Consider the following 23,858-nt stretch of genomic DNA (forward strand, 5'->3'; position numbering starts at 1 on the left):
ATGTTTAGAATAAAAGTAATTTTTAGGCTACTTCATTTTGGTTTTAAATCTGATATGAATTTTCATTTTGACTTCTTTTGTGGTCTATTTTCGTCGATACTGTGGATTGGTTTACCTATTGTATTTTTTAGATTGATTTTCTTAAACATAGACTCTTTTAATGGTTGGGACTATTATCAAATTTTATTTTTGGTAGGTTCCTACACTATTGTAGATGGAGTTATGATGGGATTGTTAATTAGAAGTATGGGAATTTTAGAATCAGATATTTTGAGTGGTAACTTGGATCAAATTTTATTGAGGCCGTTTGATACTCAGTTGTTCTATATTTTTAGATCATTTAATTTAGTTCAATTCGTGAATACTTTTTTTGGTCTTGCGATCATTTTTATAAGTTATGGAAATTTAAATGTACATTTAAATTCATTAAAAATATTATTTTATATCCTTTCTTTAATGTGTGGTTGTATTATATATTATTCAATTTGGTTTCTAATAACGATTAGTTCATTTTGGTTCCCAACTAAATTTTCAAAAGTAGATGTATTTTTGAATTATATTGGAATTTCTAAGTATCCATATAATATTTTTACAGGTATTAACAGATTGATCACTATGTTATTTGTTCCCAATTTATTAATTGCCAATCCTGCAGTATTAATATTTTTAGGGAAAGATACATTGAACCTATTTTTCTATCAAATAGTTTTTACAGTTTTTTTGATTATTATCAGTCGTACAATTTTTAGAAAAGGATTGAAAAAATATGAAAGTGCAGGAAGATAAACAATGTTGTTCAGTTATATGTTTGACTAAAGGAAGTGATTCGCTGTACTTTCGGATATGAGCTTGAAGGTGGAATTGCCGGAGTGAGTTTGAAAAAAAGTAAGCGAAATTTTTGACCAAAAATTGACCAAGTAAGTTAGAAAAGCCTTTAAATCAAGGGTTTGAGTCCTGTTTTTCGATTCCTGCAGGGAATATGGAAATTGATACAATAGAATATAGAGAAAGCCTTGGAATGTTTCCAAGGCTTTTTAGCTATCTATAGATACAAGGAAAAAGTTGTTAGAGTTTAGATACCCTTGTTTTGTATAACGTTAAATTATATGTTATTAAAGACAGATTGTGTTGAGTATTGAATTATACAAAAATTACTAATGGATTAAGACTTTTGCATTTGATGATACTGTAGAAAATATTAGTCAAATAAAATTGTTTTGTTTTCACTAATGCATTTCTTATTATCATCCCAATAGTTAATACTTTCAAAGCTGCCTTTTCTTAAATAAAGCGGTAGCCTTTTTCTTATTTCATCTTGCATTGGTATTTTATCAATATCTTTTAGATTCCACCATTTTGGTTCACCTTCAGCTGATGTGTTTAGTTCACCAGTAAACTGAGTACATAAAAAGTCATAGAAGACAAATCTCTCATTACCAATTGAATTAGTAAAGCCTGAAATTCCCTTTAATTCAAGATTTAATGCAGTAAGTCCAGTTTCTTCCTTAAGTTCCCGTAATGCAGCTTCAAAAAAACTTTCAGGGAATTCAACTTTTCCGCCCGGTGGAATCCAGCCAGGAAAATTATCGTGCTGTCTATTAAGTAATAAAATTTCTTGATTTTTCAAAACACAAATATTAACCCAGTTTTTGATTTTTTCAGTCATATGATCAACCTCCAACAAGTATTTTTTCATATGCAAGATTATATGTCAAGAACTATATGCTATTTATGATTGCGACAAATGTATCTCAGACAAAGATTGATAATTTTTACGCAATAGCTGATTAACTCTCAGAATAGACTTCAATCAAGAACTTTGGAAGAAAAGTGTTGAGAGGTTGGATTAAAAGAAGGCAGGCAAATCAGCCTGGCCTTAAAAATGGCATATGGATTGATTTATAGAAGACAAGGATGTGTCAATTCAGCACGTCTTTTTTTACTTTTTCTATGGTATAATAGAAGGTAGATTTATTAATTGGAGTATGAAGAATTTTATGATTAAATTAGTAGCAACGGATATGGACGGTACTTTTTTGGATGGTGCCGGTCAATTTGATATGGAGCGTCTGAAAAAGTTGCTCCATTCTTATCAAGAAAAAGGAATCTACTTTGCTGTTGCATCTGGTCGTGGGCTTTTGTCACTTGAAAAGCATTTTGCGGATGTTAAAGATGAGATTATTTTCATTGCTGAAAATGGGAGTCTCGTTCGTTTCCATGGAGAGGACCTCTATGAAGCAACCATGCCTCGAGATTTTTACCTATCAACATTTGAAAAACTAAAGACTTCACCTTATTTTGATGAGAAAAAGATGCTCTTGACTGGTAAAGAGGCTTGCTATGTATTAGACACAGTAGATGAAACCTATCTTATGTTTAGTCATCATTACAATGAAAATATCAAAAAAGTAGCCAGTCTTGAAGAGATTACCGATGAGATTTTCAAATTCACAACTAACTTCACTGAAGAAACGGTTGACGCTGGAGAATCTTGGGTTAATGAACATGTTCCTGGGGTCAAGGCTATGACGACAGGCTTTGAATCCATTGATATCGTTTTAGACCATGTTGATAAGGGAGTCGCTATTGTCGAATTGGCTAAGAAATTAAATCTGGATATGGATCAAGTGATGGCCTTTGGTGATAATCTAAATGATCTTCACATGATGCAAGTGGTTGGGCATCCAGTAGCACCTGAAAATGCTCGTCCAGAGATTTTAGAACTTGCTGAAACAATTATTGGACACCACAAGGACCAATCAGTTATTGCTTATATGGAGGAATTGTAATGGCAGATATTAAATTAATTGCTTTGGACTTAGATGGAACCTTGCTGACGACAGACAAGAAATTAACTGATCGTACCAAGGCAACTTTAAAGGCTGCGCGTGATCAGGGAGTCAAAGTGGTACTGACAACTGGACGTCCCCTCAAGGCTATGGATTTCTTCCTCAAAGAGCTAGGGACAGACGGTCATGATGATGAATATACCATTACCTTTAATGGTGGATTGGTTCAGAAAAATACGGGTGAAATCCTTGATAAGACAGTATTCTCGATTGATGATGTGACACGTATTTATGAGGAAACTGAAAAACTAGGCATTCCTTTAGATGCTATTTCAGAAGGAACCGTTTACCAAATCCAATCAGATCAAGAGAGTCTGTATGCTAAATTTAATCCTGCTCTGACTTTTGTTCCAATTGACTTTGAAGATTTGTCTAGTCAAATGACCTACAACAAATGTGTGACCGCTTTTGCCCAAGAACCACTGGATGCCGCAATTGCTAATATTTCTCCAGACTTGTTTAACAATTATGAAATTTTTAAATCTCGTGACATGCTTTTGGAATGGTCACCAAAGAACGTTCATAAGGCTACTGGATTAGATAAATTGATTGACCACCTAGGAATTGACCGAAGTCAGGTGATGGCTTGTGGAGATGAGGCCAATGACCTTTCCATGATTGAGTGGGCAGGACTCGGTGTTGCTATGCAAAATGCAGTGCCTGAGGTCAAGGAAGTTGCAAATGTAGTCACCCCTATGACCAATGACGAGGAAGCTGTTGCCTGGGCCATTGAAAAATATGTACTGAAGGAGAACTAAAGTATGGGATTATTTGACCGTTTATTTGGTAGAAAAGAAGAACCAAAAATCGAAGAAGTTGTTAAAGAAGCTTTGGAAAACTTGGATCTGACAGAACCTGGCGAGGAAGTTGAAGCACTTGTAAATGAAGAAGTTGAAGTGAAAACTACTGAAGAAATCGACCAAAGTTCAGAATTTGAGGAAACTTATTTTAAAGAAGATAGTGAGTCGGAAGAACCAGTAGCAGAAACAACTCTAGAAACAGTTGAACCAATAGCAACTCCTCAGGAAGAAATTCAGCTTGAAAAAGAAACTGAGTGTCATTGCTGTCAGGAAGAGTCAGAGTCAACAGAAGTTGAAGAAACTGAAGCCAGCTCTCGAGAAGTAGTGGAATTTGTTGCAGAAGAACCTGAGTCACCAGTCGAAGAAGTACCTTCAAGTGATAGCGACGATGAAGAAGCTAATCAAGCTCAATCAGACGAAACGGAAGCAGACACTTCTCAAGAAGTGGAAGAAGATCTAGTAATCGAAGAAATTCCTCAAGTCCAAGAGACTGTACAGGAAAAATATGACCGTAGTCTAAAGAAAACTCGTACGGGATTTGGTGCTCGTTTGAATGCCTTCTTTGCTAACTTCCGCTCTGTTGATGAAGAATTCTTCGAAGAACTAGAAGAACTCTTAATCATGAGTGACGTTGGTGTACAGGTAGCTTCAAACTTAACAGAAGAGCTACGTTACGAAGCTAAGCTTGAAAATGCCAAGAAACCAGATGCCCTCCGTCGTGTTATCATTGAAAAATTGGTAGAGCTCTACGAAAAAGATGGACAATACAATGAAAGCATTAACTTCCAAGATGGTTTGACAGTTATGCTCTTTGTAGGTGTTAATGGTGTAGGGAAAACAACTTCAATCGGTAAATTAGCGCACCGCTACAAGCAAGCAGGCAAGAAAGTCATGCTTGTTGCTGCGGATACATTCCGTGCTGGTGCAGTAGCCCAGCTAGCAGAATGGGGTCGTCGTGTAGATGTTCCTGTGGTTACTGGACCTGAAAAAGCAGATCCAGCTAGTGTTGTCTTTGATGGGATGGAACGTGCGGTGGCTGAAGGTGTTGATATTCTCATGATTGATACAGCTGGCCGTTTACAAAACAAGGAAAACTTGATGGCAGAGTTGGAAAAAATTGGTCGTATCATTAAACGTGTCGTTCCAGAAGCTCCGCATGAAACCTTCCTAGCCCTGGATGCCTCAACAGGTCAAAATGCTCTTGTACAAGCCAAAGAGTTTTCAAAAATTACTCCTGTTACAGGAATTGTCTTAACCAAAATTGATGGAACTGCCCGAGGTGGTGTCGTTCTGGCTATCCGTGAAGAACTCAATATTCCTGTTAAGTTGATTGGATTTGGTGAAAAAATCGATGATATCGGTGAGTTTAACTCTGAAAACTTTATGAAGGGCCTTCTAGAAGGTTTGATATAAAAGAAAATCCTGCAAGAATTCTTGCAGGATTGTTTTTGATTATTCTAAACGACCATCTTTACGATAGGCGATATCTGGTTGCCAAGTCCACTCAGCTCCGTATTTTTTAAGTAAATCAAAGCTAGCTTGAGGTCCCATACTACCAGCCTTGTAGTCATGGAGTGGAGCACCGTTTTCATCCCAAAGCTTCTCAATACGGTCAATCAATTTCCATGATGCACTCACTTCATCCCAGTGGCTAAAGTTTGTTGAGTTATTGTTCAAAACATCGTAGATCAGTTTTTCATATGGATCTGGTGAAGCACCTGTAGCAGTCGCATCTGTTCGATAGTCAAGAGAATTTGGCGCAAGGCTAAACTCTTCTCCAACCTTTTTTCCGTTAAGACTGAGAGAGAATCCTTCAGTTGGTTGGATGTAGATAGTAAGCACATTCGGTGCTAGTGGTTCTCCGAAAATGGAATCCATTTGCTTGAAGACAATGTTTACGTGTGTTCCTTTTTCAGTGAGGCGTTTCCCTGTACGGAAGAAGAAAGGTACATCACGGAAACGATCAGTGTCAACAAAGAAGGCACCTGAAGCAAAGGTTTCTGTCATAGATTCAGGGTTAACATTTGGTTCACTACGGTAAGAGATGTATTTCATGCCATCAACTTTACCAGAACGATATTGACCACGGATGAATTGCTCTTTGAGTTCCTCATCTGTAGGGTGGTAAAGATTTTTAAAGACTTTGATTTTCTCTGCGCGAATGTCATCCTTGGTAAAGCTTGCTGGCTTGTCCATGGCAAGGAGTGACAGAAGCTGAAGTGTGTGGTTTTGAACCATGTCTCGAAGGGCACCAGATTCATCATAGTAGCCACCACGCTCTTCAACACCTAGACGCTCTGCAAAGGTAATCTGAACGTTATCGATGTGTTCACGATTCCAAACATTTTCAAAAATCATATTGGCAAAGCGAATGGCAAAAATGCTTTGAATCATTTCTTTACCGAGATAGTGGTCGATACGATAGATTTGCTCTTCGTTAAAAGTAGCTAGGAGTTCTTCATTTAGTTTGCTTGCAGTCCCATAGTCTGTTCCAAAAGGTTTCTCAACGATCAAACGTTCAAAACCCTTACCATCAACAATCTGCTCTGATTTGAGGTGTTTAGCAATGGTACCAAAGAACTGAGGTGCCATTGAGAGGAAGAAGAGCTTGTTGTGCTCAGTCTGATATTTTTCGTTTAATTCAGCCTGAAGTTTGCGTAGTTCGATGTAGTGCTCAGTGTCATTAACATCGTGGCTTTGATAGTAAAAATGACTCGCAAATGCTTGAGCTTCTTCCACACTATCTGCCAAGTCTAAAATAGATTCGACAACGACAGATTCGAAATACTCCTTACTCCAAGGTCTACGAGCAGTTCCAATAACAGCAAAATGATCAGAAAGATTACCTGATTTATAAAGTCTAAAAAGTGAAGGGTAGAGCTTACGTTTGGCCAAATCCCCACTTGCACCGAAAATTGTAACAATAACTTTTGATGACATCTAGCTACCTAATTTCTATTTTGTTTCCTAGTTAAACTAGGCATGAGGAATCCCCATTTTTCATATCCCTTATTTTATCATAATTTTCTAAAAAATCCAAAAATCCAATACGTCTATACTAAGAGCCTGGGCAAAAACTCAATTTCATACTCTTCGAAAATCTCTTCAAACCACGTCAGCGTCGCCTTACCGTATATATTGTTACTGACTTCGTCAGTTTCATCTACAACCTCAAAACCATGTTTTGAGCTGACTTCGTCAGTTTCATCTACAACCTCAAAACAGTGTTTTGAGCTGACTTCGTCAGTTCTATCTACAACCTCAAAGCAGTGCTTTGAGCAACCTGCGGCTAGTTTCCTAGTTTGCTCTTTGATTTTCATTGAGTATTAGGAGAAACCGAAGTAAATTTTCCCACAATAAAACGCATAATATCAAGTTTTTAATATCTGATACAATGCGTTTTTTTGATTATAAAGACTTTTTGCCTAACTTCTTCTAGGCGTTTAGAACCTTGTCTAAAAATTCTTTAAGACGAGGATGTTGTGGGTTATCAAAGATTTGGTCAGGTGTACCGTCCTCAAGGAATTCACCATCTGCAGTAAAGATAACACGATTGGCAACTTTGCGGGCAAATCCCATTTCGTGGGTTACGATGATCATGGTCATGCCTTGTTCAGCCAATTCCTTCATAACGTTAAGAACGTCACCGACCATCTCAGGGTCAAGGGCAGAAGTTGGTTCGTCAAAGAGCATGATATCAGGGTTCATGGCTAGACCGCGAGCGATAGCCACACGCTGTTTTTGACCACCTGATAGGCTTTCAGGATTTGCATTAGCCTTATCAGCCAATCCAACTTTTTCAAGGAGTTCCATTCCCAATTTTTCAGCTTCGGCCTTAGTCATCAACTTATGCTCTACTGGTGCGAAAGTGATATTTTCTAATACCGTCATGTGTGGGAATAGATTGAAGTGCTGGAACACCATTCCGACATTTTCACGAACGTGGTCCACGTTGGTTGCTTTATCTGTCAAATCATAACCATTAACCGTGATATGACCTTTTGTACCTTCTTCAAGGAGATTCAAGCTACGCAAGAAAGTTGATTTACCTGAACCAGAAGGTCCAATGATACAAACAACATCTCCTTCATAGAATTTTGCTGAGATTCCTTTAAGGACTTTGTTTTTACCATATTGTTTATGTAAATTATCGACATCGATTTTTAATTTAGCCATTATTGAATCCTCTTTTCTAAGCGTTTTGCAAGTCTAGTAAGAAGAGTGATAATCACAAGATAGAAGACTGCGAGAATTGCATACATTTTGAAACTTTGGTAGTTACGAGCAATGATAATCTTACCAGTCTGGAAGAGTTCGACCAAACCGATTGCAGATACGATAGTTGTATCTTTAAGTGCGATAACAAATTGGTTGACGAAGTTTGGAAGCATAAGTTTGGTTGCTTGTGGCAAGACAATCTTACGCATGGTTTTACTGTATGAGATACCAAGGCTTCGACTAGCTTCCATTTGTCCTATAGGAACAGCCTTAATACCACCGCGAACAATTTCAGCGATGTAGGCAGCTGAGTTTAGCGAGAGGGCGATTGTACCAGCGACAAAATCATTGATTGGACTCTGTTGGCCTGTAAGGGATTCGATAAAGTTAGGAACTCCCCAGAAGATAAAGGCAGCAAGAATCATCAATGGAATACCACGAATCACATCGACAAAGATTTCTGAAATAATACGAAGTGATTTATAAGGACTAACGCTAAACATACCAAAGATAATCCCGATAACAATCGCAATTGCAAAGGAAATCAAAGCTAGAGAAAGGGTAATTCCAAGTCCACTTAGGAGTTGTTTGTAGTTGTTTTTCAACAAGCCCAAGATAGTAGTTTCGTCAACAGTTGATGATTCACTTGTTGAATCAGTTGCAAGGTATTTATCAAGAATCTTTTGGAATTCACCACTTGCTTTAAGATTTGCAAGACCGTTGTTGAACATTTCAATCAATTCAGGATTGCTTCCCTTTTTAACTGCAAAAGCAGTTTCACCGATTGGAGTACCTTCGATTGGTGTTTTTAATTTTTGCCCTTGGCTAATAGAGTATTTAAGAACTGGTTCGTCATCCATCACAGCGTCAATTGAACCTGTGTTCAAGCTGTCATACATAGATGAACCGTCTGCAAAGGTTTTAATTTTATAACCATATTTGCTTTGATTTTCAGTTAGGAAGGTTTGAGAAGCAGTACCGTTTTTTACACCAACGGTTTTACCATTCAAATCTTCATAAGAAGAAATGGTACTTGATTCCTTAACTCCAAGAATAGTATTAGCTGTATAGTAAGAATCAGAGAAATCAAATGTTTCTTTACGAGCATCTGTAACAGACATACCAGCAATCATACCATCAGCTTGACCAGATTGAACCGCGTTAATAGCAGCGTCAAAACCTGGGTTGGTGATTTCAATTTCAAAACCTTGGTCTTCGGCAATAGCCTTGATCAAGTCCATATCAATACCAGTGTACTGGTTGCTTGAGTTTTGGAAAACAAATGGTGCAAATGAAGAATCACTTGCGATAACGTATTTTGATTTGACTGGGGTAGCTTTTTGCCCTGCGCTTGTAGTAGAAGTGAGAGAAGTTACTTGTGAACTAGTTTTAGAAGAACTTGTCCATTTATTGATAATTTTGTCCAAGCTACCATCTTTTTTCATCTGAGCTAAAGCTTCGTTAAATTCTGTAACCAGGTATTCGTACTTGCTACCTTTTTTAACTCCAAAAGCAAAGCTTCCAACGGCTTCTCCGTCCATGTTGATACTGAGATCTTGCCCTTGGTTAATAGCGTACTCGATGACTGGTTTGTCATCCATGATGGCATTTACAGCCCCTGTACTGAGACTGTTATTCATCAAATCACCAGTATCAAAGGTTTTGATAGTGAATCCATATTTATCTTTGATGCTTTCTAGGAAACGTTGTGCGGCAGTACCGTTTTTTACACCAACAGTTTTACCATTGAGTTCTTCATACTTAGTGATTTTGTTAGACTTAGTCGTTGCGATGACAACTTTTGTATCATAGTATGTATCAGACATGGTAAAGACGTTTTCACGTTCTTTGGTTTTTGTCATACCAGCCATGATCGCATCTGCTTGCCCTGCTTGGACCGCATTGACAGCAGCATCAAAGCCTGGATAAGACATTTGAATATTCCATCCTTTTATCTCAGCGACTTTATTGATGATGTCGACATCAATTCCTTTATAAGTCTGGTCTGTATCTTTAAACTCAAAGGGTGCATAAGCGGTATCACTAACAATCTTGATAGTGTCCGCATTAACATAGCCTAAAGAGAATAAGGGAAATAAAAATAATAAAAATGCAAGGATTTTTTTCTTCATGTTTAGTCTCCTTTTTAGAATATTTACCCATTATAGCAGAAAATAAAAAAGTTGGCAAATATTTAGTGTTTTTATGTAAGAAGATGTGACATAGGATGCTAAGCGGCAAGAAGTTGAGAATCAGTAAGTCGATCCTTTTTATGGTAAAATAGAAGAATAGAAAAGATGTATGAGGCAATTATGATCAATAGAATTACAGACAACAAATTTAAACTGGTTTCTAAATACCAGCCATCTGGTGACCAACCACAGGCCATTGAGCAGTTGGTGGATAATATCGAGGGTGGAGAAAAGGCCCAAATCCTGATGGGGGCGACTGGTACGGGGAAGACCTATACCATGAGTCAGGTCATTGCCCAGGTCAATAAACCGACCCTGGTCATCGCCCACAATAAAACCCTAGCGGGCCAGCTCTATGGGGAGTTCAAAGAATTTTTCCCTGAAAATGCTGTTGAGTACTTCGTATCTTACTATGATTATTACCAGCCAGAAGCTTATGTTCCGTCTAGTGATACCTACATAGAGAAGGATAGCTCTGTTAATGACGAGATTGATAAACTTCGTCACTCCGCTACATCAGCGCTCTTGGAGCGTAACGATGTCATCGTTGTAGCATCTGTATCTTGTATTTATGGTTTGGGTTCGCCTAAGGAATATGCTGATAGCGTCGTAAGTCTGCGTCCGGGTCTTGAGATTTCTCGAGATAAACTGCTCAATGACTTGGTGGATATTCAGTTCGAACGCAATGACATTGATTTTCAGCGTGGAAGATTCCGTGTGCGTGGGGATGTGGTAGAGATTTTCCCAGCTTCCCGTGATGAGCATGCCTTTCGAGTAGAATTTTTTGGAGACGAAATTGACCGTATTCGTGAAGTTGAGGCTCTGACAGGTCAGGTGTTGGGAGAAGTGGATCATTTGGCGATTTTCCCAGCGACTCACTTTGTGACCAATGACGACCACATGGAAGTTGCCATTGCCAAGATTGAGGCCGAGTTGGAGGAGCAGTTAGCTATCTTTGAGAAAGAAGGTAAACTGCTGGAAGCTCAACGCTTGAAACAACGAACAGAATACGACATTGAGATGCTCCGTGAGATGGGCTATACAAACGGCGTTGAAAACTACTCACGTCACATGGATGGTCGAAGTGAAGGAGAGCCTCCGTACACACTTCTTGATTTCTTCCCTGATGATTTCCTGATTATGATTGATGAGAGTCACATGACCATGGGGCAAATCAAGGGCATGTACAATGGTGACCGTTCTCGGAAGGAAATGTTGGTTAATTATGGTTTCCGTTTACCTTCTGCCTTGGACAATCGTCCCCTTCGTCGTGAAGAGTTTGAAAGTCATGTCCACCAGATTGTCTACGTTTCAGCGACACCTGGTGATTATGAGATGGAACAGACCGACACTGTGATTGAGCAAATCATACGTCCGACAGGTCTTTTGGATCCAGAAGTTGAAGTCCGTCCAACTATGGGACAGATTGATGACCTTTTGGGTGAAATCAATGCCCGTGTTGAAAAGAACCAACGGACCTTTATTACAACCTTGACTAAGAAAATGGCTGAAGACTTGACCGACTATTTCAAAGAAATGGGGATCAAGGTCAAATACATGCACTCGGATATCAAGACTTTAGAGCGGACAGAGATTATCCGAGATTTACGATTAGGAGTCTTTGATGTCTTGGTTGGAATCAATCTCCTTCGTGAAGGGATTGACGTTCCTGAAGTAAGTCTGGTTGCTATTCTCGATGCTGATAAGGAAGGTTTTCTCCGTAATGAACGTGGTCTTATTCAGACCATTGGACGTGCAGCCCGTAATAGTGAAGGGCATGTCATCATGTATGCTGACACTATGACCCAGTCTATGCAAAAAGCCATCGATGAAACAGCTCGTCGTCGTAAAATTCAGATGGCCTATAATGAAGAACACGGCATTGTCCCACAAACTATTAAGAAGGAAATCCGTGACCTTATCTCTGTCACAAAAACTGTGGCTAAAGAAGAGGACAAGGAAGTTGATATCAATAGCCTCAACAAACAGGAGCGCAAAGAACTAGTCAAGAAACTGGAAAAACAAATGCAAGAAGCCGTCGAAGTGCTTGACTTTGAGTTGGCAGCGCAAATACGTGATATGATGTTGGAAGTCAAGGCGTTAGATTGAGAAGTTATATAAATAGTGTGGAAAGGTATATTAATGAAAAATAGACACCTAGGAATTGAAGCTTGTAGAATTTTAGCAATGCTGATGATTTGCAATCTACATGTTCTGGGCATGGGAGGAATTTTAGAAAAATTTGCCATTCAAAAGAATTTTTATTATATTTTTGCAAATTATTTAGAAGCATTTTCTTATTCGGCAGTAAATATTTATATTTTAATCAGTGGCTATGTCGGACTTCATTCTAAATTTAGTTATAAAAAAATGTTTAGTTTTTGGTTGCAAATCATTTTTTATACGATTTCAATCACATTAATATTCGCACTTTTTTCAAAGTCATCCGTTAAACTAAGCGATTGGCTCTCTGCTTTTACGCCAATTAGCCATGGTCAATACTGGTATATGAGTTGTTATTTCGGTTTAATGTTAGTGGCTCCATTTTTAAATCAAGCTATATTAACAGTAAAACAAGAATTGTTATTACTTTTTGTTAGTGGTGGATTTGTATATTTCTCTATTATTCCAACAATATTTAAACAAGATTCGTTAGGATTGTGGGGTGGATATAGTGTTTTATGGATGATACTCCTTTATATGATAGGAGCTATCATCAATAGATTAGACTTTGAAAATCGTTTTAAAGTTTGGCAAGTTGCTGGAATGATTATCTTACTGACAAGTTTAACTTTTCTATTGCACAGTCTTGGCTATGAACAGTGGAGAAGTTATACATCTCCAACAGTAATTCTTCAAGGAATATCAATATTTCTACTATTTTTAAGTCTCAAAAATTTTCCATTAACTTTGAAAAAAATAGTTTTAACATTATCTCCATTAACATTAGGAGTCTATTTGTTTCATGTTCACCCTCTGATTTTTAGAAGGATTTTACCCAACATTTATTCTTTAGTTGACGGACAGAAATTCGTTATATTTGTCACGATCATTCTCTTAATGACACTTCTAATATTTATTGTAGGTGCATTTATTGAGTATTTAAGAAAAAAACTATTTATATATATTTCTGGTAAATTATAAGATCAAAAATTATTCCCTAACGATAAAAAATTTGTATTAAATAGGTTGAATGTTTATGTGTTTATGATGAATTAGAAGGAGAGAGAAGAAACGATTGAGAAAGAATGTTAGTGCACACAAAAAGCATTCTAAATCAAAGTGAAAAATAGGTTGGTTAGACCGCATGAATCTGTGGTTTGTGCTACATTCAACAATTACCTGGATCCTTGATGCAAGCGTTCTGTTCTTTTCTGCTCTGCTCTAAGAATGTTATGTCTATTGTACGGAACAACCCTTATTCCAAGTCCCTATCGGGAACTGCATTATAGTTTTCCACTTTATTTAAATATCGTCCTTTGGGTGAATGCATCTTATCATACTTTCCTTCGTACCTTTAGGAAAGACTGGATTTCCTTGCGAAATTTTGCAGAAATGTTTTTATATCCTAACGGAATTGCTTGTGTATTCCAGTTAACGATTGGGATGACCTCTAAAAGAGGAACAAGATTACTTCCGATATGGGCATTAGACTATCGCTATATCTGGTTTCCCCTCGTTACTTATTTCATTTTCTTTCTAGTGCCTATTGTGACAATTATAATTTACAAGTATATTGAAAAGAAAAAGAGAAAAGAAGAAAATGGGAAAAATACAATCAAATAAAAGTAACAAAAGAAAGTCAAATACAAAAAAGAATCTATCAAGGAAAGAAAGTTTTCGGCTTTGGATGGATTCTCATAAAATTATAAGCTTCCTACTGGTCCTTGGTCTAATCTTAGGAATAGGACTAGGTGTCAATCTTGTTTTTAAACTCCTTCCTATTCCGTCGCCCTACAGAGATATCAACTATAGTTTTCCAATATATATAAATCTTTTTTGTCTGGTCTATAGATTATTTGACTATTGGTTCTTAGACTTGTCAAGGACAAGGATGACAATACAAAGATATGCAGAATTATTTATCTATCTTAATAGTATCGGTTTAATAGTTCATCTATTTTTAGGAGTTGGTGGGAAAAATAGTAAGGGGCTTTTGCCTCCTCTCTTATCCCTAGATCACCGCTATATCTGGTTCCCTATAGCAACCTATCTGATCTTTTTCAGTTTGGCGTCTATTATAACTCTAGTAATGAAATATATTGAAAAGAAAAGGAGTCAATCATGATGAAACATCTAACTATATTTAGAATTATTTACCTTTTGTGCCTAGTATTTGTACTGCTTCATTTTATCTTAGGCCTCTTTGGTTTAGCCTTTACACCAGTCTTGTGGAATCTCTGGTTCTTTGGTCTTTGTTTAACCCTATTTATCCATCCGTGGACTATCTTTTATAAATCTAGAATCTTTCAATGGCATCATCTGATTTTTCAAGCTCTCAGTGGATTCGTTGCTCTCATAATCTGGTTTATGATATTTTTATTTTTCTCCACGGTTCCAGATTCATCTATGCCTATCAATTTAGACTACTATGTGATTAGGGAAAAAAATGAAATAAGAATCATCAGAGGATTCTTACTCCATGAAATTCATGAATATCACGATTTAGTTAATCCTTTGATAATGAAGTCTAAAGTTAAGAATAAGATAGAAAATTAAACATTAGAAAGTGAGTCTATGTATGTCTCGAGCACAATTAACCATTCTAACTAATATTTGTCTAATAGAAGATCTTGAAAATCAGTGCGTGGTTATGCAGTATCGATCGCCTGAAAGCAACCGCTGGTCTGGCTATGCCTTCCCAGGAGGCCATGTTGAAAATGGAGAGGCTTTTGCAGAATCTGTTATTCGTGAAATATATGAGGAAACAGGTCTGACGATTCAAAATCCTCAACTGGTCGGCATTAAAAATTGGCCACTAGATACAGGTGGCCGCTATATTGTCGTTTGTTATAAGGCGACTGAGTTCTCTGGTACCCTTCGCTCTTCAGATGAGGGGGAAGTTTCTTGGGTGCAAAAAGACCAGATTCCAAATTTGGATCTGGCCTATGATATGTTACCCTTGATGGAAATGATGGAAGCACCAGATAAGTCTGAATTTTTCTACCCTCGCCGTACAGAAGACGATTGGGAAATGAAAATCTTCTAATCCTTTACCAAATATCCTAATTTGTCCAAGGCCTGCTGGATATAGAGGAGGTCTTGTTCGTTTTCAGCTTCGACTAGGTGATAATGGACGCCATCTGTTAATTCAGAAAGTGGTCTAAAGTCAGACCTTTCGACTTGCTCTAAAAAATGCTGAACGTCCCGACGACAAGAGAGTTTGAGCAAGGTTTCAATTTCACCGTAGACAGGATGATCAATCAAGGTATTCTGAACACGTCCTCCATTATCGACGATAGCTAGAAGTTCTTGACCGATTTCTTCCATCTCGTGCTTTACTTTAAACAGCTTGTGAACATACGGACTGGTTTTGCTTTCTTTATAAATATAGCCACGATTGGTTGATAAGATAGGAGCACCATCTGCACGAAGAACAGCAATGTCCTGAACGATAATCTGGCGAGTGACATGAAAATGTTCTGCTAAGCTTTTTCCGTTTAGAGGTTTTTGAGCTTCTTTTAAGAGTTGTAGAAGTGCTTCTTTTCGATTTTTTGTCATATTCTTCTTTCTTAACGCTTAACGGCGTTTTCTCAATGCTTTATAAACAGCCAAGGCTAGATAATAGTCTACCATACTATGGATAATAGTACCAAATCCAACCAAGACAAACAAGACATAGAACATATTTTCTACATTGGTTCCAGTCCCTGCATAAAAGATAATACATGCAAAAACTTCAGCGATGGCATGAACCAAACCTAGGATAAAGTTAAAAAGCAAAGAAGATTTGGCATTATCCAAGGTTTGAGGATATTTTTGGAGATAGAAAGCACCTAGACTTCCAAAGAAGATGTGAGAGAAGGCACGAAGTACGATGACAATGGGGTACCCAGCCATGAGAAATCCTAAACTAGAAGCTATAATGACAAAAATTGCCATCCAAGGTGAGAGAAACATAGCGATAAAGATAGCAACGTGACTTCCTAAAGTGTAGGAAGCGGGAGGAATGACAATTTTAAAGGGCATGACCAAAGGGATCAAAATAGCGATAGCCGTCAGTATAGCTGTAAAAGTCATAAATTGTGTTTTCTTTTGTGGGTTCATAATAACTCCTTTTTATCTGTATATTTTAACTGTATATACAGATGTATAGTACAATAAATTTTTGATCAAGTCAAGGGGTAAAATTACATTAAAAGAAAATTTCAGTTAAAGTATGGTAAAGAATCTATGAGAAGTCTGTAAGGTTTAGTTTTCTAGGAAATCTTAACAAAATTTTGGATAGGTATTTAATTGACTAAAAGTAATCATTTTCTTGAGCTCTAGCTTTGAGATTGTGATCCATCTGTGGTTCATTTTATACATGATTTTAAAAAATGAGGTGTCAACTCTAAGGAATCTAGAAAAAAACAGCTAGATTTTTCTAATAAGAGTGTAATTATAAAGATAAAAGAAATTTTTAAAAAATCAGCAAAAAACTCTTGCTTTATCATTTACAATGTGCTATACTTATAGACGGTTTGAAAAAACTGCCTAAGACAGTAGGGGAGCGAGACTCATAAATATCCTACCGAGGACAAAACGTATCATGTAAAAAGAAGCGTATTGTACTTTCGTGTCTAGGTTTGGGCGCGTTTTTCTTTTGGAAAAATTCCCCAAGCAAAATAATTACGGAGGTGAACACACTAATGAGTGAAGCAATTATTGCTAAAAAAGCGGAACTAGTTGACGTAGTAGCTGAGAAAATGAAAGCTGCTGCATCAATCGTCGTTGTAGACGCTCGTGGTTTGACAGTTGAACAAGATACAGTTCTTCGTCGTGAGCTTCGTGGAAGCGAAGTTGAGTATAAAGTTATCAAAAACTCAATCTTACGTCGTGCAGCTGAAAAAGCTGGTCTTGAAGATCTTGCATCTGTTTTTGTTGGACCATCTGCAGTAGCATTTTCTAACGAAGATGTTATCGCACCAGCGAAAATCTTGAACGACTTTGCTAAAAACGCTGAAGCACTTGAAATCAAGGGTGGTGCAATCGAAGGCGCTGTCGCATCAAAAGAAGAAATCGTTGCTCTTGCAACTCTTCCAAACCGCGAAGGACTTCTTTCTATGCTCCTTTCTGTACTTCAAGCGCCAGTGCGCAACGTTGCTCTTGCAGTCAAAGCGGTTGCAGAAAGCAAAGAAGACGCAGCTTAATCTTAAGCTACGCAGCGTAGCCTAGCTACGAAAAAAATAAAAACTAATTTTAAAACTTATTTGGAGGAAATAACAATGGCATTGAACATTGAAAACATTATTGCTGAAATTAAAGAAGCTTCAATCCTTGAATTGAACGACCTTGTAAAAGCTATCGAAGAAGAATTTGGTGTAACTGCAGCTGCTCCTGTAGCTGTAGCTGCTGCTGGTGGTGCTGAAGAAGCTGCTAAAGATTCATTTGACGTTGAATTGACAGCTGCAGGCGACAAAAAAGTCGGCGTTATCAAAGTTGTACGTGAAATCACTGGTCTTGGTCTTAAAGAAGCTAAAGAACTTGTTGATGGTGCACCAGCACTTGTTAAAGAAGGTGTTGCAGCAGCAGAAGCTGAAGAACTTAAAGCTAAATTGGAAGAAGCTGGAGCTTCAGTTACTCTTAAATAATAGAGTTTCCATAAAAAATGAAAACCGGAGCTTGCGCTTCGGTTTTTTTATCATATATAGAATATATAGGGGTTTGGATCTGAGTTGTTTACCTTATCTAATTCAAGTGGAGAACTAACTAAAACAAATAGAGGTGACAAATGTGAGTAAAATAGGAATGGGATTAGGTGCTTCAATAGTATCGAATAATATTTTAGAAAATAAGGCGAATATAAAATGGATATTACGCGAGAGCAGTGTTAATGAGTTAGATAACGGATGGCGTTTTTTATCCGAAATAGATACAGAAGAATATCTATCACATGCTGAAAATATGTCGACATGTGACTGGAGTACAATTGTTGAAATAGAACCTGCGGTATTATCAATTTTTAACATGCCTATTGGAACAGAACTCATACTTATTTACGAAGGTGAGAAGAAGTATTTCATAGATACAAATAGTGGTCAAAAATTATCTTACTAGGGTATTGAAGCCAACTTCATCTACTTACTATTGCATAGAATGATGAGTGCTATGAAGCTAAAATAGATACTATATAGATTTGGTCTAAACTATCTGAGAAATATTCCTACTAAAGAATAAGTTTGAGAGAAATCTGAACTTGACAATTGATGCACAAGCTATTATGATAGTCAGAGAACCGATTTAGGTTTTAAAGCATCAGATAAAATAGCAAAATTGACGTTTGAGATATAAAAATGAGATATTGAGGTATGAAAGTGTGTAGAGTAATAAAATTATTTACGGATACGATTTCTTCAGAGTACATGGATTTTGCCTTTCAGATTGCTCATGAAACCCAAGATGCAGATATAGTTCAGATATTTGATGGAACCCAGACATTCAATTTATCAGTTAATTATATTAAGTATCTATCGTTTGTTAGTAAAAAGTATAGCGAACTATATAATAAAGAATATGAACTTGATGGCTATGGAATCTACCAAGTTTTTGATAGTAAATTATCGAAAGAAGTTAGTTATCGTTCTTGTGGTATATGGTCAGCTGATGATTTTAATCATTATGTTTTTCTTTCTAAGAAAGGCATGATGGAAATACTCATAAATGTTTCCTTGACATTTAAATTTGAAAAAACAGCTACTGAACTGCAAAAAATATCGGGCGTCCCTTTGAAAATAAGTGAAGTAGGGAACATCGAGGAAGGTTTATATTATGTAGAAGCTAGTTTAACCAATGATGGTGAACTCTATTTGAAAATCAGTGATAAACTTATAAAATGTGACGATTATGTTGCTTTTAGATTGATTGATGAAGGACTGGATTTACGTTCAATTGAATCGGAATATGAGTTAGATATAGCTACTATTCATCCCGAAAATCATTTTGTTTATCAAGTTTTAAATGGTGGATTTATGGGGCTTGCCCAATCTATTTTGTCGAGTTATAAGGTTATAAATACTTTAAATTACAATGCCTATTTATTAGTTTATGAGAGCGATGCTCAAGACTAACCAAATTGTTAAAAAACAGAGATTCTAGTAATAGACTTGAATACTTTAGAAAATTCACCCAATACCCCAACAAATCCTAACAGCCAAGAACTTTATCGATATACATATTAATAAGCATATCAAGGTTGTAGTAAGAGTTGTAGAATGACTAATCGATTCCTAGAGGCCTCTTTCGTTTATCAAAAGTTAACCATTAGATTATTCCCAAAAATGTATAAAGTAATGCTTGAATGGGAATGGAGAAAGGCAAACAAGAACTACTAGAGTTGCGGAGTGCTGGATAAAAAAAGTGATACTAGTATGAATTTGAAAAAATTTTTAAACAGTTTATGAAGGGGAACTTTAAGTGAATATTTATAGAAGAATAACAAAGGTAGAGAAAAACAATTTAATGGTTAAGTGCTCTAATGATTTCAATCTAAATATTGATGGAAAAAAAGTACAAAGTGAAAGAGATGCGATAGAGATATTAGCCAAAAGTTTTAATATTGATGATCTTCAAGATGGTAATTGGGATGCATTATCTGATAGACTCCAGCGTTCTAATTATATACATCCAGAGAGGATTAATATTTTTATAAACAATTCAAAAGATCTTTTTATCAAGGATGAAAACTCTAAAAATATTTTTTTAGAAATATTATCTGACACAGTTTCATGGTGGAAAGAAGATGTTGAAAGATATATAGTTGATGGAAAAAGAAAAACATTCAATGTATATCTGCTAGATTAATACTAATTGTTTGATATGATAGAAATACAAGCATTTCTGTGAGGAAGATAATCGCTAGACAAGTTGTACAAATGCTAATAGTTCAAAAAATTTAAATAAATATAGGTGGATTATGATTGATGAATTAAAAAAGAAGATTGCTTCTACTGGTGGTGTGGACTTTGGGCCGTTTGGAGAGGGGGTTTCTGATGAATGGATTACAAAAGCTGAGGAAAGATTACATTTTACTTTTCCTGAAACATATAAGTGGTGGCTGAAAAATTATATGGGTGGAGAAATTTATGGAGAAGAAATATTCAGTATTTATGGATTAGATTTTGATACGGTTGTGGGAGGTGATATTGTTTACATAAACGAACTGAATAGAAAGCAAGGATTTAGTAACTCTGAACAATTAGTCATCTGTGAAGGGGAAGATGGCATGTTTTATTTTCAAAAACAGGAAAGTTTGACCAATGAGTTAGCAGTTTTTAGAGATGGAGAATACTATGCTAGCGATTTTATTGAATTTCTCATAAAAAGAATAGACGGCTAGTGAATCTATTGAGCTAAAAAAGTAGGTATTATGCTCAATAATGATAGATAGGAATTCTAAAGAACATCAGTCGATAAGATTTTGTTTTGGCTATGTAGATGATGTGGTAACTATTGTAAAATATAATCACAATATTGCTTGCCTTGATGACGGACTTGATTGGCTGGGAAGTAAAATAGATAATGGGACTGGCTCATTATTTGATCCTAAAAAGTGCTTAGGACGGAGGTAAAAGTGCAGTTGGTACTTATAAACAGCTTGTATAAAAATGTAAGATATCGTGTTTTTGAATGGAATAGCAAGTACTACTTATTGGATTGTGATGCTAGTATTTTATTGCTTTTCTTTCCATTGTTTGCTTTTTTTAGAGCTCATAAATGTTATTGTATAGAGCCTGAAGAATATAAGACGTTGCTTTCTTCAACCTATTCTGATATAAAACCGTATCAGTTTGTAGGAGCAACTTTATGTATTATTTCCGGTACAACACTATTAAGGAGGTATTTAGTTAAGGTTTTATTACCTGAACTTCCAAATGTAGCAGCAGTATCGAAATTCGGTTTATTATTTATAATCTTATTTTTCGTGTTGGGGTTTAGATTTCAATATTCTCATAAAAAAAGACTTTCACTCGACTACGAAGGTCGACCCTATGTGTTTGTCAAAATGTTCCCTGCTAACTGGAAAATGGCAGTTGGTAAAATAATGGGTTATTTCATCCTCTTATTTCTACTCTTGTGGTCTGTTTATACTATTGTGGTAACAGATGAAGTTGATTCTTTTATTATATTAGGAATAATTCCGTTTTTATTATTTATAGTAATGTTCGCCAATATCTCTTTCTGGGATTTAAAGGAATATCGGATAGTTTTAAAATCTAAGTAAAAATTCCATCTAATCTTTAAAATTACTAGTACGATGCCATTGGTTACAGTTAAGAATATTAGAGGAAGTTTAAGAAATAAATTAGTCAGACACGACCAAAGTAATCAATAATCTTACTTATCTGGCAAAGTGGTCTCCTAGGAAATCAAAGGAAATTAAAGATTGAATAGGATATTGACAATTAAAGCATAGATGTATAAAAGTTTGATCTCGACCATAAAGATTGGAAAGACAATTTGCTAGAGATAGCGCATAATAGATAGAATAAGGGGATAGCATTTGCTAATCTTCAGTAGACAGATGATTTTATTAACAATAATAGGACATCTGTTGATGTAGAAGTAATATTTAAGAATAATTTGGAGGTGGATTTTATGTCTGTAGGCTTAATGGTAGGTTATAATTGGTGGACAGTAGGAGAAGGGAGCTTTTTTAATTCATTCTTTTCGACTATTTATGTTCAGTTGGAGAATAAAGACTGGGGAAGTAAGTACCCCGTTATCATGAATAAACTTTATTTTGGCGATATTCCTTTGGAAGACATTGAGAGTGGAATAGCAGAGTTGTTATCTATCCAAGAAGAGTTGAAAAAATTTCCACCTCACGACATCATATGGGATTTTGAAGATTTGTCAGTCACTCCTCCTTGGGGTAATCAAATTGCTTCCCATATCACAAATTTATCACAATATTTCATAACTAGTTCAGGCAGTGACTTATTTGAAGTCATGTTAACTTGTTTTAGATTCGCACTCGAGGAAGGTCAAAATGTAGTTGTAAAAAGTATCTGAAGATGGATTTTCTAAAAATTTTTTAAATCCAATGAACCATTAAAATTATTGAAACTCCGATTTTTATTATTTCAAATGACTCTAAGTTGTAAAAGAATAAACTGATTTTGGAGATTTTTGAAATGTCATCATTTTGAATACGGTTGTAAATAAAATCTGACTTATTAAACACTATCATGGAAACTATTTGTTTAAATGCTAAACGCTGAATCACCTATCTATGGTCATATTTTTATTGTTAAATTTTATAATATAGAGTGATGTGTTATATGTAATTGTGTAGAGGAGGGAAGAAATTGGATAATATAGTACTACGAAGTGAGTGGTTCGATGAATCGGAAAAATTTTGCGAAGTTAGGCTTACTTGTGAAACAAAGTTTCTAACAATTTATCAAGTATGCTATCTCTTTGAGGATGAGATGACGAAGGTATTACTGACCATGGATGACTATATAGAAAATCCTAATCTAGCAAGAAAGATCATTTTTGGAGATGATAGGGTTGGTGGAAGTGGTTATTTTGTTTTTACTTTTGCACCTATTAATGAAAAAGAAGAGTTAAATATTGAAGTGGATATGGAAGTAGCAGATAATGACGAGGGGCTCCATCGATGTCAATTTTATGTCAAAACTCAATTGGAAAATCTAAAGTATTTTAGAAATAATTTGCCTAGAATTTTTTCAAAAGACTATAGGAGAGAGATTAAATTGCATCATGAAATTAACTAGAAATGTAATGAATTAGCAAGCGTTTCTCGTTTATTCTATAGATGTATACATTTTTTTATTAGATTTTAATTCAAAAATTGAAGGGGAGTGACTCGTGGACATTTTAAAACTAGAGGAAGAGATTGAGGGTACGAACTACTGGGACGCCTATGCATTAGACTTTAGAGCTTCATTTTTTGGAGATGAATGTAGACTTTATATCGAGGTTGAAAATGGTAAATCGGATCAGTATTGCTGGGAGATAGTTTTCTATCGGTGCTTTAAGGTAAACTATGAGACGGACGCGGGTTGGACATGTTGGGAAAGTGAGACTGACACAAGAAATTTCAATATGAAAGATATTCCATTTGACAATCTCATGTCTCACACTGTGCATGACATTAGACTTATCGAAGAGAAAAATAATATGATACAAGCTACAATTACTTTATCAAGTATGTTAATTGAGATTGTATGCCAAGATATTCAAGTCTCTAAGGTTTTAGTGAGTGAACAGAACTTCTTTTGGAAGGTTTAGATTTGATAATGATAAATGTTTAAACTAGAAAAACTCTAAGTTAAAAACTTTTTGCAGAAATCATTAAGACTGACCCTTCAGTCAAAATCGGTATATGAAGAAAACTGGATGAATAGAATTAAAATCGTTCAAGAAAATGGAGCTTATCATATGCATACAAGGGATGAAGAAATTTTTTATTGAGAAAGCTCGAATCCATTTCAAAAAAGAAAAGAGTTGTCGCAAAAGGACCATATCAGGACTCGATTTATGATGAAGAAGAAAGGTGTGACCATTTGTGGAAACCAACATATTGGCAGGGAATCTTTCAATACAATCGCAATAATTATGAAATGAAAACT

25 protein-coding genes and 1 other annotated feature are annotated in these 23,858 nt (G+C 36.0%); of the genes, 18 read left to right on the forward strand and 7 right to left on the reverse strand.

Annotation, left to right across the window (positions count from 1 at the left end; all coding sequences use genetic code 11):
* On the forward strand, nucleotides 1-786 hold the full coding sequence (locus M1R56_RS00260) for an ABC-2 family transporter protein (RefSeq protein WP_003013947.1): 786 nt from the start codon (nucleotides 1-3) through the stop codon (nucleotides 784-786).
* 412 nt (nucleotides 787-1,198) lie between these two features.
* Here M1R56_RS00260 and M1R56_RS00265 read toward each other — a convergent pair whose 3' ends face one another.
* On the reverse strand, nucleotides 1,199-1,666 hold the full coding sequence (locus M1R56_RS00265) for an 8-oxo-dGTP diphosphatase (protein ID WP_214254575.1): 468 nt from the start codon (nucleotides 1,664-1,666) through the stop codon (nucleotides 1,199-1,201).
* A 331-nt stretch (nucleotides 1,667-1,997) separates the two neighbouring features.
* On the opposite strand from M1R56_RS00265, the gene M1R56_RS00270 reads away from it, so the two are divergent.
* Genes M1R56_RS00270 through ftsY form a run of 3 tightly spaced genes read left to right on the forward strand, consistent with a single transcriptional unit; the run spans nucleotide 1,998 to nucleotide 5,062 of the window.
* Complete coding sequence (locus M1R56_RS00270) at nucleotides 1,998-2,789, forward strand: HAD family hydrolase (RefSeq protein WP_000594105.1); 792 nt, start codon at nucleotides 1,998-2,000, stop codon at nucleotides 2,787-2,789.
* The gene (locus M1R56_RS00275) at nucleotides 2,789-3,607 is read left to right on the forward strand and encodes a Cof-type HAD-IIB family hydrolase (RefSeq protein WP_248034126.1); all 819 of its coding nucleotides are present in this window, start codon (nucleotides 2,789-2,791) and stop codon (nucleotides 3,605-3,607) included. Before M1R56_RS00270 ends, M1R56_RS00275 begins: the two co-directional genes overlap by 1 nt.
* A 3-nt stretch (nucleotides 3,608-3,610) precedes the next feature.
* Complete coding sequence (ftsY, locus tag M1R56_RS00280; protein ID WP_248034128.1) at nucleotides 3,611-5,062, forward strand: signal recognition particle-docking protein FtsY; 1,452 nt, start codon at nucleotides 3,611-3,613, stop codon at nucleotides 5,060-5,062.
* 39 nt (nucleotides 5,063-5,101) lie between these two features.
* Here the strand turns inward: ftsY and zwf are convergent, their stop codons facing one another.
* The 4 genes from zwf to M1R56_RS00300 all read right to left on the reverse strand — a co-directional run bounded on the left by zwf (nucleotide 5,102) and on the right by M1R56_RS00300 (nucleotide 9,999).
* Entirely contained in the window at nucleotides 5,102-6,589 is a 1,488-nt protein-coding gene (gene zwf / locus M1R56_RS00285) for a glucose-6-phosphate dehydrogenase (protein WP_248034130.1), read from the reverse strand.
* A 113-nt stretch (nucleotides 6,590-6,702) separates the two neighbouring features.
* A complete protein-coding gene (locus tag M1R56_RS00290; RefSeq protein ID WP_248034132.1) occupies nucleotides 6,703-6,969 on the reverse strand; it encodes a hypothetical protein in 267 nt (88 codons plus the stop codon).
* A gap of 115 nt (nucleotides 6,970-7,084) precedes the next feature.
* The gene (locus tag M1R56_RS00295; RefSeq protein ID WP_049503260.1) at nucleotides 7,085-7,825 is read right to left on the reverse strand and encodes an amino acid ABC transporter ATP-binding protein; all 741 of its coding nucleotides are present in this window, start codon (nucleotides 7,823-7,825) and stop codon (nucleotides 7,085-7,087) included.
* Complete coding sequence (locus M1R56_RS00300; protein WP_248034134.1) at nucleotides 7,825-9,999, reverse strand: ABC transporter substrate-binding protein/permease; 2,175 nt, start codon at nucleotides 9,997-9,999, stop codon at nucleotides 7,825-7,827. The genes M1R56_RS00295 and M1R56_RS00300 overlap by 1 nt, the downstream gene beginning before the upstream one ends.
* Before the next feature lie 180 nt (nucleotides 10,000-10,179).
* Between M1R56_RS00300 and uvrB the strand changes: the two genes are divergently transcribed.
* The 4 genes from uvrB to M1R56_RS00320 all read left to right on the forward strand — a co-directional run bounded on the left by uvrB (nucleotide 10,180) and on the right by M1R56_RS00320 (nucleotide 15,268).
* A complete protein-coding gene (gene uvrB / locus M1R56_RS00305; protein WP_248034137.1) occupies nucleotides 10,180-12,168 on the forward strand; it encodes an excinuclease ABC subunit UvrB in 1,989 nt (662 codons plus the stop codon).
* 33 nt (nucleotides 12,169-12,201) lie between these two features.
* Entirely contained in the window at nucleotides 12,202-13,203 is a 1,002-nt protein-coding gene (locus tag M1R56_RS00310; RefSeq protein ID WP_248034139.1) for an acyltransferase family protein, read from the forward strand.
* Nucleotides 13,204-14,343: 1,140 nt separating this feature from the next.
* The gene (locus tag M1R56_RS00315) at nucleotides 14,344-14,778 is read left to right on the forward strand and encodes a hypothetical protein (RefSeq protein ID WP_248034141.1); all 435 of its coding nucleotides are present in this window, start codon (nucleotides 14,344-14,346) and stop codon (nucleotides 14,776-14,778) included.
* A gap of 22 nt (nucleotides 14,779-14,800) precedes the next feature.
* Nucleotides 14,801-15,268, forward strand: coding sequence for an 8-oxo-dGTP diphosphatase (locus M1R56_RS00320; protein ID WP_248034144.1), 468 nt, complete (start codon nucleotides 14,801-14,803; stop codon nucleotides 15,266-15,268).
* Here M1R56_RS00320 and M1R56_RS00325 read toward each other — a convergent pair.
* Both M1R56_RS00325 and M1R56_RS00330 read right to left on the reverse strand, forming a co-directional pair.
* Entirely contained in the window at nucleotides 15,265-15,780 is a 516-nt protein-coding gene (locus tag M1R56_RS00325; protein ID WP_248034146.1) for a transcription repressor NadR, read from the reverse strand. The genes M1R56_RS00320 and M1R56_RS00325 overlap by 4 nt on opposite strands.
* 18 nt (nucleotides 15,781-15,798) lie before the next feature.
* Complete coding sequence (locus M1R56_RS00330) at nucleotides 15,799-16,326, reverse strand: hypothetical protein (protein ID WP_248034147.1); 528 nt, start codon at nucleotides 16,324-16,326, stop codon at nucleotides 15,799-15,801.
* Between the two features lie 410 nt (nucleotides 16,327-16,736).
* Nucleotides 16,737-16,872: a sequence feature (ribosomal protein L10 leader region), on the forward strand.
* A gap of 38 nt (nucleotides 16,873-16,910) precedes the next feature.
* Between M1R56_RS00330 and rplJ the strand changes: the two genes are divergently transcribed.
* The 10 genes from rplJ to M1R56_RS00380 all read left to right on the forward strand — a co-directional run bounded on the left by rplJ (nucleotide 16,911) and on the right by M1R56_RS00380 (nucleotide 23,517).
* Entirely contained in the window at nucleotides 16,911-17,411 is a 501-nt protein-coding gene (rplJ, locus tag M1R56_RS00335) for a 50S ribosomal protein L10 (RefSeq protein ID WP_070567620.1), read from the forward strand.
* Between the two features lie 75 nt (nucleotides 17,412-17,486).
* Nucleotides 17,487-17,852 (forward strand): 50S ribosomal protein L7/L12, encoded by a 366-nt coding sequence (gene rplL, locus M1R56_RS00340; protein ID WP_075229428.1) that lies wholly within the window; start codon nucleotides 17,487-17,489, stop codon nucleotides 17,850-17,852.
* A gap of 142 nt (nucleotides 17,853-17,994) precedes the next feature.
* Complete coding sequence (locus M1R56_RS00345) at nucleotides 17,995-18,318, forward strand: DUF2185 domain-containing protein (protein ID WP_248034149.1); 324 nt, start codon at nucleotides 17,995-17,997, stop codon at nucleotides 18,316-18,318.
* Nucleotides 18,319-18,569: 251 nt separating this feature from the next.
* Nucleotides 18,570-19,328 (forward strand): hypothetical protein, encoded by a 759-nt coding sequence (locus M1R56_RS00350; protein ID WP_248034151.1) that lies wholly within the window; start codon nucleotides 18,570-18,572, stop codon nucleotides 19,326-19,328.
* 346 nt (nucleotides 19,329-19,674) lie between these two features.
* Nucleotides 19,675-20,061 (forward strand): barstar family protein, encoded by a 387-nt coding sequence (locus M1R56_RS00355; RefSeq protein WP_248034153.1) that lies wholly within the window; start codon nucleotides 19,675-19,677, stop codon nucleotides 20,059-20,061.
* Between the two features lie 112 nt (nucleotides 20,062-20,173).
* A complete protein-coding gene (locus M1R56_RS00360; protein WP_248034155.1) occupies nucleotides 20,174-20,596 on the forward strand; it encodes an SMI1/KNR4 family protein in 423 nt (140 codons plus the stop codon).
* Nucleotides 20,597-20,830: 234 nt separating this feature from the next.
* Entirely contained in the window at nucleotides 20,831-21,481 is a 651-nt protein-coding gene (locus tag M1R56_RS00365; RefSeq protein ID WP_248034157.1) for a DUF443 family protein, read from the forward strand.
* A gap of 374 nt (nucleotides 21,482-21,855) precedes the next feature.
* A complete protein-coding gene (locus M1R56_RS00370; protein ID WP_248034159.1) occupies nucleotides 21,856-22,272 on the forward strand; it encodes an immunity 70 family protein in 417 nt (138 codons plus the stop codon).
* Between the two features lie 296 nt (nucleotides 22,273-22,568).
* Entirely contained in the window at nucleotides 22,569-23,000 is a 432-nt protein-coding gene (locus tag M1R56_RS00375) for a hypothetical protein (protein ID WP_248034161.1), read from the forward strand.
* Between the two features lie 94 nt (nucleotides 23,001-23,094).
* Nucleotides 23,095-23,517 (forward strand): hypothetical protein, encoded by a 423-nt coding sequence (locus tag M1R56_RS00380; RefSeq protein ID WP_248034163.1) that lies wholly within the window; start codon nucleotides 23,095-23,097, stop codon nucleotides 23,515-23,517.
* The last annotated feature ends 341 nt before the right edge of the window (nucleotides 23,518-23,858 follow it).

The sequence above is a fragment of the Streptococcus sp. oral taxon 431 genome (assembly GCF_023115445.1).
GTDB lineage: Bacteria > Bacillota > Bacilli > Lactobacillales > Streptococcaceae > Streptococcus.